The 15,825-nt window shown below is 33.8% G+C and carries 13 protein-coding genes; 6 read left to right on the plus strand and 7 right to left on the minus strand.

The window, feature by feature from the left end:
• Positions 1–26 precede the first annotated feature (26 nt).
• Positions 27–1,358 carry a putative aminohydrolase SsnA gene (gene ssnA / locus ACWJJ7_RS08525; protein ID WP_462964810.1) on the minus strand — a complete coding sequence of 444 codons (1,332 nt, stop codon included), beginning with the start codon at positions 1,356–1,358 and terminating at the stop codon, positions 27–29.
• Positions 1,359–1,620: 262 nt separating this feature from the next.
• On the opposite strand from ssnA, the gene ACWJJ7_RS08530 reads away from it, so the two are divergent.
• The 6 genes from ACWJJ7_RS08530 to ACWJJ7_RS08555 are packed head-to-tail and all read left to right on the plus strand — an operon-like array spanning position 1,621 to position 7,871.
• On the plus strand, positions 1,621–2,259 hold the full coding sequence (locus ACWJJ7_RS08530; protein ID WP_462964811.1) for a helix-turn-helix transcriptional regulator: 639 nt from the start codon (positions 1,621–1,623) through the stop codon (positions 2,257–2,259).
• Positions 2,260–2,278: 19 nt separating this feature from the next.
• A complete protein-coding gene (gene dpaL, locus ACWJJ7_RS08535; RefSeq protein WP_462964812.1) occupies positions 2,279–3,490 on the plus strand; it encodes a diaminopropionate ammonia-lyase in 1,212 nt (403 codons plus the stop codon).
• Between the two features lie 57 nt (positions 3,491–3,547).
• Complete coding sequence (locus ACWJJ7_RS08540) at positions 3,548–4,747, plus strand: YgeY family selenium metabolism-linked hydrolase (RefSeq protein ID WP_462964813.1); 1,200 nt, start codon at positions 3,548–3,550, stop codon at positions 4,745–4,747.
• Between the two features lie 36 nt (positions 4,748–4,783).
• Complete coding sequence (gene ygeW, locus ACWJJ7_RS08545; protein ID WP_462964814.1) at positions 4,784–5,977, plus strand: knotted carbamoyltransferase YgeW; 1,194 nt, start codon at positions 4,784–4,786, stop codon at positions 5,975–5,977.
• A gap of 29 nt (positions 5,978–6,006) precedes the next feature.
• The gene (locus ACWJJ7_RS08550) at positions 6,007–7,359 is read left to right on the plus strand and encodes a uracil-xanthine permease family protein (protein WP_462964815.1); all 1,353 of its coding nucleotides are present in this window, start codon (positions 6,007–6,009) and stop codon (positions 7,357–7,359) included.
• 47 nt (positions 7,360–7,406) lie between these two features.
• On the plus strand, positions 7,407–7,871 hold the full coding sequence (locus ACWJJ7_RS08555; protein WP_462964816.1) for a nucleoside deaminase: 465 nt from the start codon (positions 7,407–7,409) through the stop codon (positions 7,869–7,871).
• Positions 7,872–7,961: 90 nt separating this feature from the next.
• On the opposite strand, the gene xdhC is transcribed toward ACWJJ7_RS08555, so the two are convergent.
• The 6 genes from xdhC to proB all read right to left on the minus strand — a co-directional run bounded on the left by xdhC (position 7,962) and on the right by proB (position 15,699).
• A complete protein-coding gene (xdhC, locus tag ACWJJ7_RS08560) occupies positions 7,962–8,450 on the minus strand; it encodes a xanthine dehydrogenase subunit XdhC (protein ID WP_462964817.1) in 489 nt (162 codons plus the stop codon).
• Complete coding sequence (xdhB, locus tag ACWJJ7_RS08565) at positions 8,443–9,330, minus strand: xanthine dehydrogenase subunit XdhB (RefSeq protein WP_462964818.1); 888 nt, start codon at positions 9,328–9,330, stop codon at positions 8,443–8,445. Before xdhB ends, xdhC begins: the two co-directional genes overlap by 8 nt.
• A 19-nt stretch (positions 9,331–9,349) precedes the next feature.
• On the minus strand, positions 9,350–11,629 hold the full coding sequence (gene xdhA, locus ACWJJ7_RS08570) for a xanthine dehydrogenase subunit XdhA (protein WP_462964819.1): 2,280 nt from the start codon (positions 11,627–11,629) through the stop codon (positions 9,350–9,352).
• Positions 11,630–11,692: 63 nt separating this feature from the next.
• Positions 11,693–13,036, minus strand: a complete 1,344-nt coding sequence (locus tag ACWJJ7_RS08575) for a nucleobase:cation symporter-2 family protein (RefSeq protein WP_462964820.1) — start codon at positions 13,034–13,036, stop codon at positions 11,693–11,695.
• A gap of 505 nt (positions 13,037–13,541) precedes the next feature.
• Complete coding sequence (locus ACWJJ7_RS08580) at positions 13,542–14,798, minus strand: glutamate-5-semialdehyde dehydrogenase (RefSeq protein ID WP_462964821.1); 1,257 nt, start codon at positions 14,796–14,798, stop codon at positions 13,542–13,544.
• Between the two features lie 82 nt (positions 14,799–14,880).
• Positions 14,881–15,699: a glutamate 5-kinase gene (proB, locus tag ACWJJ7_RS08585; protein WP_462964822.1), complete on the minus strand. Its 819-nt coding sequence runs from the start codon at positions 15,697–15,699 to the stop codon at positions 14,881–14,883.
• Positions 15,700–15,825 lie beyond the last annotated feature (126 nt).

A 15,825-nucleotide genomic window follows, 5' to 3' on the forward strand; every position in this document is an offset into this window, starting at 1 on the left:
AATGCCCCCTTATTTTTATTTGTTTTTTAACTATTGATTTTATTCCATAATTCATTTGATAATTCTCTTGATTTCGCCATGATTTGTTCAGAATCAACACCGATTATTTCACGGTCTTTCATAAGAACCTTACCATTTATCATTGTAGTTGTTACACATCTCCCATTAATTCCAAATAAAATATGAGCGTTTGCATTATTTGCATTAAATGGCGTTAGTGGATCGTATTCTGCTACTATGATGTCAGCATAAGCTCCTTTTTGTATAACTCCAAGAGGTTTTTCAAAAAATCTATTAGCAATCTTTGCATTGTTTTCAAATGTCATTAAAGGAATTTCACCCCAACCAACAGATGAATTACAGTTATTATGCTTATGCAAAATATTTGCAACCTTCATGGATTCAAACATGTCGCTTGTATATCCATCAGTTCCAAGCCCTACAGTTAGTCCTTTTTTTACAAACTCTAGCACAGGTGTACATCCTACAGCGTTACCCATATTAGATTCTGGGTTATGAACTACCATTGTATCTGTTTCTTTTAATAAATCCATTTCAGCAGGATTTATGTGTATACAGTGAACAGCAATAGTTTTTTCACCCAAAATATCAAGATCAAATAAACGATTTACTATTCTTTTATTATATTTTTTTAAAGAATCATATACATCCTCTATACCTTCTGCTGTGTGCACATGATAACCAGCACCATACGGCGTATTTCGGGCGCAATATTCAAGAGTTTTATTACTTAATGTAAAAGATGCATGAAGTCCCATCATACCCTTTTGCATATCAGAGGAATCCTTTTTAGCTGCATTCATAAATTCAACATTTTCTTTTACAGCTTGTCTCATTTTTCCCTCTCCATCTCTATCAGAAACTTCATAACATAAAGATGTACGAATTCCTAGCTTTTTAGCAACACCAGATATTTGAAATAAACTTCCTTCAATACTACCGTAACTTGCATGATGGTCAAAAACAGTTGTAACGCCATTTCTTATACAATCTAAGTACGTTCCATATGCACTATATTTTGTATCTTCGAGTGTCAGTAATCTATCTATTTTCCACCACATTCCAGAGAGAATATCTAGAAAACTTTTAGGGTTATTTCCTTTAATGGAAAGACCACGGGCAAATGCACTATATATGTGATGATGAGTATTAATCATTCCTGGCATAATTAAACCTTTTTTAGCATCTACAAACTCAGTATCCTTATACTTTTTCTTCATTTGCTCTGTGGATCCGAGGTCAAATATAATATTAGCATCAATACATACACAACCATCCTCAATAAATGTATTATTATTATCTCTAGTCAATAACCTACCATTGCCTATTAAAATCATAATATGCCTCCTCTAATATATTAATATATTTTTAACATAACACAGAGTTAATTGATTGTTCTCATTGTTTTTATTATTCTAAATTTATTCTACCATTTTTTTCCGACTTTAGTCAATTTGTTATTTTAATTTTTTTGTAAACTTAAAAAATTTTTGTATTTCTTGTTGATTTATAAAAAAAATACTGATATACTGAATTTATAAAATATTTGTAAAATTTTAATAATTATGACTTATTATATAACTGATTGAGAGGTTTATTATGGATATTAACAGTAATTTAGATTTTTTAAAAAAATTAGCCAAAGGCATTTCATCCCAATTTGGGCGAAATTGTGAAGTGGTTATACATGACTTATCTTCCGGTAATCCAGATTATCCAATTCTCTTTATTGAGAATGGCGATGTTACAAAGAGAACAACAAGCACCAGTAGTGCTTCTCGCGTTGTATTAAACGCTTTGAAAAATAATTGTGAACAAGTTGAAGATAATTTAAACTATATTACCAAAACTCATGATGGCAGGGTTTTAAAATCAAGTACTATATATATACGAAATGATGAAAACATTCCTGTTGGTATATTTTCTATTAACTATGATATTACTGAACTAACTATGGCTAGTAATTGTATAGAATCCTTGATTAGTCATAAAGAGAATATTTACGACGGGAATAAAATTCCTCAAAATGTAAATCAACTACTAGATGATTTATTAGAGGAATCTGTAAAAAAAATAAATAAACCAGTTGCTTTAATGAGTAAAGACGAAAAGATACAAGCTATTCAATATCTTAATGATGCCGGCGCTTTCCTAATCACTAAAGCAGGCGATAAAATAGCAAGTTTTTTCGGAATTTCAAAGTATTCAATCTACAATTATGTAGATATAAAAAAATAAATTTTCCGGAGGTTTTGTTATGAATAAAATAAAATGGGTACGGAATGATCTCACTAAAAACAGTAATAAAATGTTAAATATAATGTCCCTTGAAAAAATTGATAAGGCATCTTCTTTCCATAAGAGCTTCCCACAGTATAGTCAAACACCCTTAGCTAAACTAGATAATATGGCTAGATTCCTTGGCCTTAAAAATCTGTATGTAAAAGATGAGTCTTATAGATTTGGCTTAAATGCTTTTAAGGTCTTAGGTGGTTCTTTTGCTATAGGTTGTTACATTGCAAAAAAATTAGGCAAAGATATATCAACGCTTCATTATAATACTATTACATCAAAAGAACTTCTTAAAGAATTCGGACAAACAACTTTCTTCACAGCAACTGATGGAAATCATGGAAGAGGTCTTGCTTGGTCTGCTAACAAATTAAGCCAAAAATGTGTTGTTTTTATGCCAAAAGGCTCATCAGAAACTAGACTAAGGAACATTCAAAATGAAGGTGCTACAGCTACAATCGAAAATGCAAATTATGATGAGTGCGTCCGCATCGCAATAGCCGAGTCAGCAAAAACTCCTAATTCTGTAGTTGTTCAAGATACTGCATGGGAAGGTTATGAAGAAATACCTTCTTGGATTATGCAAGGTTATGGAACAATGGCAATGGAAGCTAATGAGCAGCTTCATGATGATAACTGTGATGCACCAACTCATATTTTTCTACAAGCTGGTGTGGGTTCTCTTGCTGGTGCAGTTCAAGGCTATTTTGCAAATGCTTATCCTGAAAATCCACCAATAGTTACTATAGTAGAGCCGAATAAAGCAGATTGTATATTCCGCTCAGCATCAGCAAAAGATGGAAATATAAGAATTGTTACTGATGATATGCAAACAATCATGGCAGGCCTCGCATGTGGTGAACCAAACACAATATCATGGGATATTTTAAAAAATAATAGTTCATTCTTTGTATCTTGCCCAGATAATATTTCTGCTAAAGGAATGAGACTACTTGCTGCACCTATTAAGGGAGATCCTACGGTTACTTCTGGTGAATCTGGCGCTGTAACAATGGGTATTCTCTTTAATATAATGAAAAATAATGATTTAAAAGATTTAAAAGAGGCTCTAAAACTTGATGAAAATTCAAAAGTACTCTTGTTCTCAACAGAGGGAGATACTGACCCAGATGTTTATCGTAATATCGTATGGGATGGTAATTATTCATCATTATAATGCATATCACTTTAGCTAGAAATTTAATATTTATTCAAATTTAAGGGGGAATAAAAAATGGATTTTAATAGTATTAAGGAAAAAGCAGAGGGCTATAAAGTTCCAATGACAAAGTTCTTACGTGATTTAATAGCTATACCAGGTGAAAGTTCAGGAGAGGGAGGCGTTATAAGACGAATCGCCGCGGAAATGGAGTCCCTTGGTTTTGAAAAAGTAGAAATTGATAAGATGGGAAATATTTTAGGTTACATGGGATCCGGTAAAACTCTTATAGCTTATGATGCCCACATTGATACTGTTGGGCTTGGTGAATTAAGTAACTGGACATTTGATCCATACATTGGTTATGAAAATGATGAAGAAATTGGTGGACGTGGCTCCTCAGATCAACTTGGTGGTATAGTTTCTGCTACTTATGGTGCAAAAATCATGAAGGATATGGGACTTTTATCTGACAAATACACTGTTTTAGTTACTGGTACAGTTCAAGAAGAAGACTGTGATGGATTATGTTGGCAATATATTCATAATGAAGATAATATAAAACCTGAATTCGTTGTTATAACAGAACCTACAAACGGAAATATATATAGAGGTCATCGTGGTCGTATGGAAATACGTGTTGAAGTTAAGGGAGTATCTTGCCATGGTTCAGCTCCAGAGCGTGGTGATAATGCTATATATAAAATGGCTGATATTCTTCAAGAAATTAGAGGTCTTAACGATAATTTGCATTATGATGAGTTCCTCGGTAAAGGAACTGTTACTGTTTCTGAGATATTCTTTAATTCTCCATCGCGTTGTGCTGTTGCTGATATGTGTGCAATTTCACTTGATCGTCGTTTAACAGATGGTGAAACTTTTGAAATGGCTCTTGAACAAGTTCGTACGCTACCTTTTGCTAAAAAATATAAAGCTGAAGTAACAATGTACAAATATGAAAAACCAAGCTGGACAAGTCTTGTTTATCCAACTGATTGTTATTTCCCTACATGGGTTCTGCCTGTTGATGCCCCCGCTACAAAAGCAATGGTTGAATCATACGAAGGTATGTATGGAACACCGATTGTTGATAAATGGACCTTCTCTACAAATGGAGTTTCTATAATGGGTAGATACAATATTCCTTGTATTGGTTTTGGACCTGGTAAAGAGGAGGAAGCTCATGCTCCAAATGAAAAAACTTGGAAAGCTGACTTGGTTAAATGTGCTGCTGTATATGCTGCTCTCCCAACGATTTATTGTAAAAATAAATAATTTTAAATAATATTAAATAAAAAGGAGTTTTTTAAAATGGCTTTAATGGATAAATACATCAGCAAACTTAACTCCCTAGATTTCAATAATATGTATAATAATGATTTTCTTCTCACATGGGAAAAATCAAAAGATGAACTCGAGTCAGTGTTCACAATTGCAGAAGCTCTTAAAGAATTAAGAACAAATAACATATCATCAAAGATCTTTGATAGTGGCCTTGGAATTTCACTGTTCCGTGACAATTCAACTCGTACAAGATTTAGTTTTGCTTCTGCTTGTAACCTTCTTGGTCTTGAAGTTCAAGATCTTGATGAAGGAAAATCTCAGGTTGCTCATGGTGAAACAGTAAGAGAAACTGCTAACATGATTTCTTTCATGGCAGATGTTATAGGCATCCGTGATGATATGTATATTGGAAAAGGTAATGCTTATATGCGTAAAGTTTCTAAGGCTGTACAAGAAGGTAATGATGAAGGAATTTTAGAACAACGTCCGACACTTGTTAGTTTGCAATGTGATATAGATCACCCTACTCAATGTATGGCTGATGCTCTTCATATTATAAATGAATTTGGTGGCATTGAAAATTTAAAAGGCAAAAAGATCGCTATGTCATGGGCGTATTCTCCATCCTATGGTAAACCACTTTCAGTTCCTCAAGGAGTAATTGGACTTTTAACTCGTTTTGGTATGAACGTTGTTCTTGCACATCCAGAAGGTTACGAAGTTATGAGTGAAGTCGAAGAAATTGCAATAAAAAATGCTGCGAAGTCTGGCGGTTCATTTACAAAAACGAATTCTATGGAAGAAGCATTCAAAGATGCCGACATAGTTTATCCTAAGAGCTGGGCTCCTTTTGTTGCTATGGAAAAACGTACAGATTTATATGCAAAAAATGACCAAGCTGGTATAAATACGCTTGAAAAAGAACTCCTTGCACAAAATGCTGAGCATAAGGATTGGCAGTGTACTGAGGAACTTATGAAAACTACAAAAGATGGGAAAGCACTTTATCTTCACTGTTTGCCCGCTGATATCTCCGGTGTTAACTGCATAGTTGGAGAAGTTGATGCTTCTGTATTTGATCGTTACCGCATACCACTTTATAAAGAAGCAAGTTATAAACCTTATACAATAGCTGCTATGATCTTCTTAAGTAAAGTTAAAAATCCACAGGAAGTTTTAGCTACGCTTGAAATAAGCGATAAAGAACGCAAAGTAAAATAACCCAAATTAAATCATGGGGGGGAGTTTTTATGAGTTCTAATCAAAAATCCTTACTATTCCAATATGATGGTAAACCTTCATTTAAAGAAATTATACCACTGGGCCTGCAACACGTTGTTGCTATGATTGTTGGTTGTGTTACACCGGCTCTCATTATTGCTAGTGTTGCAAATCTCACCGCCTCTGACAAAATTTTACTTGTACAATCCTCACTGTTTTTTGCCGGTATAGCAACTTTAATTCAAATTTTCCCACTCGGTAAAGTTATTGGTTCACGATTACCTGTAATTATGGGAGTAAGTTTTGCATATGTTCCAACATTAACGGCTATTACTGGTGAATTTAACATTGCTACTGTTTTTGGGGCCCAAATAATAGGTGGTTTAGTTGCTATACTTTTCGGAATGTTTGTGAAAAAACTTTTAGTATTCTTTCCACCGCTTGTTACTGGTACAGTTATATTTAGCATAGGATTATCACTCTACTCAGTCGCTATTATGTATATAGCTGGTGGTGCTGGTTCTCCAACTTTCGGCTCTCCTAAAAATTGGGCTGTTGCCCTAACAACACTTGCTGTTGTAATGTTTTTAAATTATTTTACTAAAGGAACTCTCAAACTAGCATCTATTTTAATAGGTATAATTGTGGGATATGTTATTGCTATGTTTCTTGGAATGGTATCCTTTGATGCGGTGGCTTCAGCTGGATTGTTTCAAGCTCCAAAGCTACTACACTTTGGTATAAGCTTTAATATTACAGCTATAATATCTATGGCTATAATGTATATTGTAAATTCTGTTCAAGCTATAGGTGATTTATCTGCTACAACAAGTGGAGGTATGGATAGAACTCCTACTGACAAAGAGCTTTCTGGTGGTATTATTGGAAACGGATTTTCAAGTATAATTGGTGCTTTCTTTGGTTGTATGCCAACTGCAACATATAGCCAAAATGTAGGTATAGTAATTACAAATAAAGTTATCAATAAGTGGGTATTTGCTTTTGCTTCTTTTGTTGTAATTTTAGCAGGTCTTATTCCTAAATTTGCCTCACTGCTTACAACTATCCCTCAATGTGTTCTTGGTGGAGCAACAATCTCTGTTTTTGCCACAATAACAATGACAGGGGTTAAGATGATTGCTTCAAATAATCTTACAATGAGAAACTCAGCGGTTGTAGGCATTGCAGTTGCGTTAGGTCTAGGTATAGTTCAAGTACCCAATGCATTTGCTCTATTCCCAGGATGGTTTATATCTATATTCGGAAAATCATCTATTGTTGTTACAACTATAGTTGCAATAGCATTAAACCTTATCTTACCTAAAGATAAACCTGAAAACATTATTATTACTAATAATAAATCTGAATCAAAAAACATTTAAAAAAGAATTAAGCCACTTTAGTGGCTTTTTAATAAGGTGGTATAAAAATGAATAAGTTTATGAAAATCGCTATAGAAGAAGCTTTGGCTGGAATGGAGAACAATGATGGTGGGCCTTTTGGAGCCGTTATTGTAAGAAATGGTGAAATTATAAGTTCCGCCCATAATCAAGTTATTAAGACCAATGACCCTACTGCACATGCTGAGGTTACAGCCATTAGAAAAGCTTCCAGTACACTTGGTAAATTTGATTTATCAGATTGCATAATATACTCCTCTTGTGAACCTTGTCCTATGTGTTTTGCAGCAATTCATTGGGCAAAAATAAAAACACTTTATTATGGTTCAACAAGGCAAGATGCTGCAAATATAGATTTCGATGACCAATATATTTATGATGTAATAAACGGAACTGCAAAAAATTTGCAAGTTGAAGTGCTACAAATAGATAGGGAAGAGAGCCTTGAAGCTTTTAAAAAATGGAAATTTAAAACAGATAGGGTTCAATATTAGAAATGAAAAACAAAGCACTTTCATCGCATTGATGGAAGTGCTTTGTCTTGCAAAATTTAATGACATTTCAGAAGGAAAGTCTCCCACTTCTTAACTTTCACAATTTTTGCAGCGATGCTTTTTAACTTTTTCTACAGCATTCAATATATTTTCATAGCCTGTACAACGGCAAAGATTACCTGAAAGTTCTTTTTTAATTTCATCGGTTGTATACTCTTTACTGTCTTCAAGAACAGGTATAGATGCCATAACAGCTCCACATGTACAAAACCCGCATTGGACAGCACCTTCATCAATAAATGCTTCTTGAATATCTGATATATTTCCATCATCATCCATCAAACCCTCAATTGTACGAATTTCTTTACCCTCTGCCCAAATTGCAAGGTAAATACAAGAATCAAAAGCTTCACCATTTATAAGAACAGTACAAGCTCCACATTCTCCAACCTCACAGCCTTTTTTAACACTCGTAAGATGAAGATGATTTCTTAGAACATCCGTAAGTGATTCTCTATCATCTATCATAAGTTGTTTAGGTTCATCATTTACTGTGAAATTTAAAATTGTATTAGCCATTGATCATACCTCCCGATAGTCTTATTGATTCCTTTAAAGCCCGTTTACATAATTCGTAAACAAGCTGGAGACGAAAATCTTTAGATGCACGCCAGGAAGTACGTGGATTAACTTCTGTCTTTGCTACTTCTCCAAAAATATTGAACATTTCATCAGATATTTTCATTCCCTTTATAGCTTCTTCAGCTTTTGGACATCTCATAGGAATAGGACCTGCAACCCCAAAGGCAAGATGTACATCGTAAACCACATCTTTTTGCACATTAAGTTTGCAAGTTACACTGCATCCAAGGGTTGCAATATCCATTGCATTACGCATAGAATATTTAATATAATTACCTGTGAAATTCTCATAATTTTCTTTTGTAATATATATAGCCGTAAGTATTTCACCATTTTTTAGACTAACTTTTCCTGGGCCTACATAATACTGCGAAATAGGAATAACTCTCTTCCCCTTTGGGCCTTCTATTTCAAGAATAGCATTCAGTGCAAATAACGTCGATGCACTGTCGGCACTTGTAACACCATTTGAAATATTTCCTCCAATTGTGCCAATGTTTCTTAATTGTGGGCCTCCTATTTCATCAACCGCTTCTCCTAAAACAGAAATATATTTTTTAATAATACTGTTTTTGGTTATATGTGAAAAACTCGTAAGAGCGCCTATTTTTATACTACCATTTTCCTCCATCGATACTCCTCTTAGCTGATCTAATCCATAAATACTTATAAGAGAACATCCAGCAAGCTTTCCATGGCGAATCTTAATAAGTACATCACTTCCACCTGCAATAATTACAGCATCAGGGTCATCTACAAGGTGCTGTATTGCATCTTGAGTTGAAGTTGCACTGTATATTTTTCCGATATCATACATTGTTATGTCGCCTCCATCTTTATATCAAATTTTGATTCTTAAATTTTTCTACAAGTCTTTGTGGCGTTAACGGAGCAACATTAAACTGAACTCCTGTAGCATTTAGCACAGCATTTCTAATTGCAGGTGCAACGGGTATTGCAGGCGGTTCTCCTAGTGCCTTGTTACCAAAAGGCCCTGACACATCATATGTTTGCGCAAACTGGGCTTCCAAATGTGGTGTATCCATAATAGTTGGAAATTTATAATCAAGTAAATTGTCATTAAGTAATTTACCAGTCTTTTCATTAAACAATAGCTGCTCACTTAAACCATAACCGAGTCCCATGCTCATACCACCATGTACCTGTGCTTTAGCAAGTGCTGGATTAAGAACTTTACCACAGTCATGAACGTTAATAACTTTAATAACTTTAATTTTACCAACGGGAATATCAACTTCAACATCAACAAAACATACTCCAAAGGAAAATGTATTTGATTTACATTGGTTCGTTTCCTCAGCTGTTATATGAACTGATCTTTCTACATTGTAAAGTGCATGCATAGCAACTTCTTTAAGTGAAGCTAAAACTTCACCAGTTTCCTTATTTATAATGTTATTATCTTTAAGATCAATGTTGCCTGATGGAAGTTTTAAAATGAAATTTGCATGTTCGATTATTTTTTCTTTGAGCTTTATAGCAGTTTTTTTAGCGGCCATCCCCGATACATAAGATTGCCTAGATGCATAAGCACCTGTGTCAAATGGTGTAATATCTGTATCTTGAGTTGATATCATATGGACATTTTCAATTGGAATATCTAGAACTTCTGATACCATTTGACTAAATACCGTATCTGCCCCTTGACCTATCTCTGTCGCACCCATTTGAACTTGAACAGAACCATCTTGATTAAGCACGATCCTGCAAGATGCTGTTTCGAGTGATATTGGATAAACACCTGTTGCATAACTAAATATTGCCATACCAACCCCTTTTCTTATGGGTCCTGTTTGATTTTGGTATTCTTTAAGTTTATTGTCCCACTCAATATATTTTCTACCTTTTTCGATGCATTCATTAAGACCATTACTATTGCATTTAACCTGATTATCAACAAAACCTACTTTCATAGCATTAAGTTTTCTTATTTCAATCCTGTCTAACCCAAATTTTGTTGCAATATCGTCCATATGGGATTCAAGCGCAAAAGTTATTTGTGGTATCCCATAACCACGCATGGCACCAGATGGAGGCATATTCGTAAATACTGAATACATATCACCTTTAGTTGCGACCGCATCTTGATATATCTGTTTAAATGCGTGGCCAGCTTTATTTGTTACACTATGTCCATGTGATGCATAAGCACCTTTATTCCCATATATCTCAACTTTTCTTGCAACAAATCGTCCATTTGGTCTTAGATAACTTTTTATTTTGATTTTCATGGCAGTACGCACGCGGGTATTAGCAAAATCCTCTTCCCGGGTCAGATCAAGTTTGACACATCTACCACCAACAACCTTACATAAATATGCATTAAGTGGTTCATAAAGAACATCTTGTTTATTCCCAAATCCTCCACCTATATATGGCTTAATAACTCTGATTTTACCCCAATCAACACCAAGTGCTTGAGCAATTACACGTCTTGCAATATGAGGAATTTGAGTTGATGAAACAACAACAATTCTTTTTCCCTCCTCATATGCATAGGAAATTGGATTTTCAATCTGGCAATGTTTGACGGTTGGAGTTTCGTATTCCCCTTCAAAAACAATAAGTCCTTGTTCTTTTATCGCATTATCATAATTACCCATTTCATAACTTGTATGCGAAAGAATATTATCAGGGTAATCTTCATGAATTGCTTTTGCCCCTTCTTTTAAAGCAGCTTCAATGGACATTAATGGTTTATATTCATCATATTCAACTTTTATAAGATTAATTGCTCTTATTGCCGTTACACTATCTTTAGCAACTACAGCTGCTATGTCATCACCATAATATCTAACTCTTTGATTAAGTAACTTCCTGTCTGCAATATCCGCATGACTAGGGTCAATTGAAAAAGGATGCCCAGCTGTTGGAAATTTAATATCAGGAACATCAAAGCAAGTTACAATTTTCACAACTCCTGGGAGTTTAATTGCCTCTGTAATATCAATAGCCTTAACAAATCCATTAGCTATAGTACTATGAAGAACTTTAGCAACTAGAGAATTATTTAATTGAAAATCATCTGTATATTGTGCACGCCCAGTTACTTTATCAAAAGCATCAACCCTTTTAATACTTTTCCCAATACTCATGTTTTTCCCTCCTCGTATGATAAATGCGTCCTTATTGTATTCAATAACCTCTTATTTGATTTTTCATTGTGAAATTGTTTTTGAATATAACTTAGCTTTCGATTCTTCTTTTAATATAAAATTAAGTAATAGAGCTGACACTGTACCTGCACTTATACCTGAAGAAAAGAAACTTTTAACTACCGACGGCATACTATTTAAAAAATCTGGCCTTACAGTAACCCCTAACCCTATTCCAATTGAAATAGCAAGTATAAGCATATTTCTATTGTTAAGTTCTACACCTTTAATAGTCTTAATTCCCGCTGATACTATCATTCCAAACATTATAATACCTGCACCACCTAAAACCGGACTTGGCATAATTGCAATCAGGGCCCCAATTTTAGGAAATATACCTAATCCCATTAAAATAATTCCAGCAACAGCAACTACAAATCTACTTGCAACTTTAGTAAGTGGTATAAGCCCAACATTTTGTGAAAATGATGTATTAGGCCCAGCATTAACAAATCCTGCTATAAGAGACCCAATACCATCAGCAAGTATACCTTTTGAAAGTTCTTCTGATGTTACCTCTTTTCCCGATGCTTCACCAACAGCCATAAGACATCCTACTGTCTCAACAGTTGTTACTAAATAAGCTGTAATAAATGCAGCAAATGCACTGAGCTTAAAGGTAATACCATATTTGAAGATTGTTGGGAAAGCAATCCAACTAGCATTTGTAATTGCTGAAAAATCAAGCATTCCTAACGGAAAACATACTGCGTATCCAAATACCAGACCAATTATAACTGATGCAGATGAAATAAGTCCTTTACCATATCTGTTTAATAAAGCAATTACTAACATGACCGCAAACGCTATGCATACATTCCTTACGCTTCCATAATCTTTAGCTCCGACTCCGCCAGCAGCCCAATCTATTGATACAGGTATTAAAGTTAAACCAATTAACATAACAACAGTTCCTGTTACAATTGGAGGAAAAAATTTCCTTAGAGGTTTAATAAAATAACTTAAAAAAATCTCAATGAAAGATCCCATTATTGTTGCACCAAACATTCCCGGTAACCCGAAAACAGAACCTACCGCTATAGATGGTCCAACAAATGTAAAATCGGTTCCCATAACACATGGAAGTTTAGACCCTACAGGCCCAATTCCTTTGGCTTGAATAAATGTAGCAATGCCCGCTGCAAATAATGCAGCACTTACTAAAAATGCAATGTCCTTCACTGGTAGTCCTAAAGCACCTCCAACTATTAGTGGAACTGCTACAATCCCTCCGAACGCTGCCATAATGTGTTGAAAAGCAAGTATGATTGTAATGTGGATTGGTGGTTTGTCATTTATCTTATACAAGATACCATCGTTGTTCCTAGGTGAATTTACTGTACTCATAGAATATATCCCCCTTTTATAATTAAATTATAAATAAACAAACTTACAATATTTGGAGACTATATTTGTATTCTAGACATTGTGGTAATTCAAAATGCTACAAAGAAATGAATAATCCTACCTCCTATATTCACTACGCCTTTTTTTAGGATGAATAGCAATAAATATAGTTACCTTTTGTATACGTTTTCTAGATTCATTTAAAATATTTATAAATAACTAACACTCTGTTATTTATTTGTAAAAATATTGTTTTTTATCCTATTATATCCTTTTTTAAGATTACCATCTTGATAAATAAAAGTCAATGATTCATAAAATGTTTTTGCAATTCAAAAACATTTTTTATAAGGCATATAAATCTGTTAAAATCATTCTAAAGTCTAAAAAAGCACTATCAATATTATTGAAATTCAATAATATTGATAGTGCTTTTACTATTTTCAATTTAAAGTATTAATGCGATTTTAGCTACCCCCATAAATTTTACTTTTAATGTAGGGCATTATTTTCTAACTTGTCCATCTCCATATATAAGATATTTTGTAGTTGTTAACTGCTCAAGTCCCATTGGCCCCCTAGCATGAAGTTTTTGATTGCTTATACCTATTTCTGCACCAAATCCAAATTCTGCACCATCTGTAAATCTTGTAGAAGCATTTACATATACACAAGAGGCATCTACTTCCATTAAAAATCTCTGCGAATTTCTATAACTATTAGTTATTATAGCTTCTGAATGTTTTGTTCCATATTTAAAAATATGGTCAATAGCTTCTTCCATCGACTCAACAACTTTGATTGAAAGTATTAAATCCAAATACTCGGTAGCCCACTCTTCATCATTTGCAACCTTCGCATCTTTAATAATTTCAATTCCTTTTTCACATATTCTAATTTCTACACCTAATCCATAAAGTCTTTGTGCAAGCCTTGGTAAAAATTCACTAGCAATATTTTTATGTACAAGTACTGTTTCTACTGCATTACATACTCCAGGTCTTTGAGTTTTAGCATTTACTATTATTTCTTCTGCCATACTTAAATCAGCCTCTGAATCCACATATATATGACAAATCCCTGACCCTGTTTCGATTACTGGTACAGTAGCATTTGCTATAATAGCTTTTTTAAGGGAGGCGCCGCCTCTAGGAATAATTACATCTACGTAATCATTCAGCTTTACTAATTTATTTACTAATTCTCTATCCACCATTTCAATAAGCTGAATACACCCTTCTGGAAGTCCTACTTCAATGGAAGCTTTTATAATAACTTTAGCTAATGCCATATTAGTATTTATAGCCTCTGTTCCTCCCCTTAAGATTATTGAATTACCAGCCTTTAAACATAAAGCTGCTGCATCTACAGTTACATTTGGCCTTGACTCATATATCATACCTATAACGCCCAATGGAACTCTTACCATGGAAATATCTAAATCATTTGGTCTTTTCCATCTTTTTATTCCTTCACCTATAGGATCAGGAAGTGATGCCACATTTTTAAGTCCCTTAGCCATATTTTCAATTCTCTGCTGATTAACCATTAATCTATCTAGCATTGCAACAGACAAATTATTTTTCTTACCTAATTCCATATCCTTAATATTTGCTTCAATTATAACATTTTTACTGTTTATTAAAGCTTCTGACATATGTATAAGTGCATTATTTTTCACATTAGTGCTAGCAGTAACCATAATTCTAGATGCCTCTTTAGCACGTCTGCCTATATTGGTAATATAATTTTGAAAATCCAATTTCTCTCCCCCTAATCGCCTTATAGAATAGATAACAGTTATTAACTATTATCTTAATTTTATTAAAGTGATGTATTCTATTCTACCTATCATTCATAGTTTTTGTATTTCTTTCAAATAATGTCCCTATTTCACGTCCTTCTAAAATATCATTAATAATATTAGGTTCAGAGCCTTCCGCGATAATCATAGAGGCATTTGCAGCTACTACAATTTCTGCTGCCTTAATCTTAGTTGCCATACCACCAGTTCCAAGATTTGACCCTGCACCTTCTGCGGATTCCTTAATTTCATCAGTTATCACGGATACATTATAAATGATTTTTGCATCGCGATTTGTTCTAGGGTTTGAATCGTACAATCCATCAATATCAGAAAGTAGTATCAATAAATCCGCACCTATTAGACTTGTTACCATTGCAGATAATGTGTCATTGTCTCCAAACATTATTTCATCAACAATTACAGCATCATTTTCATTTACTACAGGAATAACCCCTTGAGATAGTAACGTCAAAAACGTATTATGGGCATTTATATATCTTGCATTATCTACGATATCCTCTTTTGTTAAAAGAATCTGCGCTATCGTCTTTCCATATTCCGAAAAAAACTTCTCATACATATGAATTAAAATACCTTGACCTACAGCGGCGGCGGCCTGCTTTTCTGGTATTGTTTCCGGTCTTACCGCAAACCCTAGTTTTCCCATACCAGCCCCTATCGCTCCAGATGTAACTAGTACAACCTGAATTCCCTGATTATGAATATCTGCTAATTGTCTTATAAGATTTTCAATACGCTTTAAATTTAATAATCCTGTAGAATGAGTTAATGTTGATGTTCCTACCTTTACCACAATTCTTGTTACATCTTTTAAATATTCTTTTCTATTATTCATACAAACAATCCCCATCTCATTTTAATATTTAATTTAATTTTCTGTTTTTATAAATTTACCATACTTTTAAAAATTTTAAAAGATATTTTATACATAATACTAATTTTATTTTACACCATATAAAAA

It is taken from the genome of Clostridium sp. CM042, assembly GCF_055080995.1.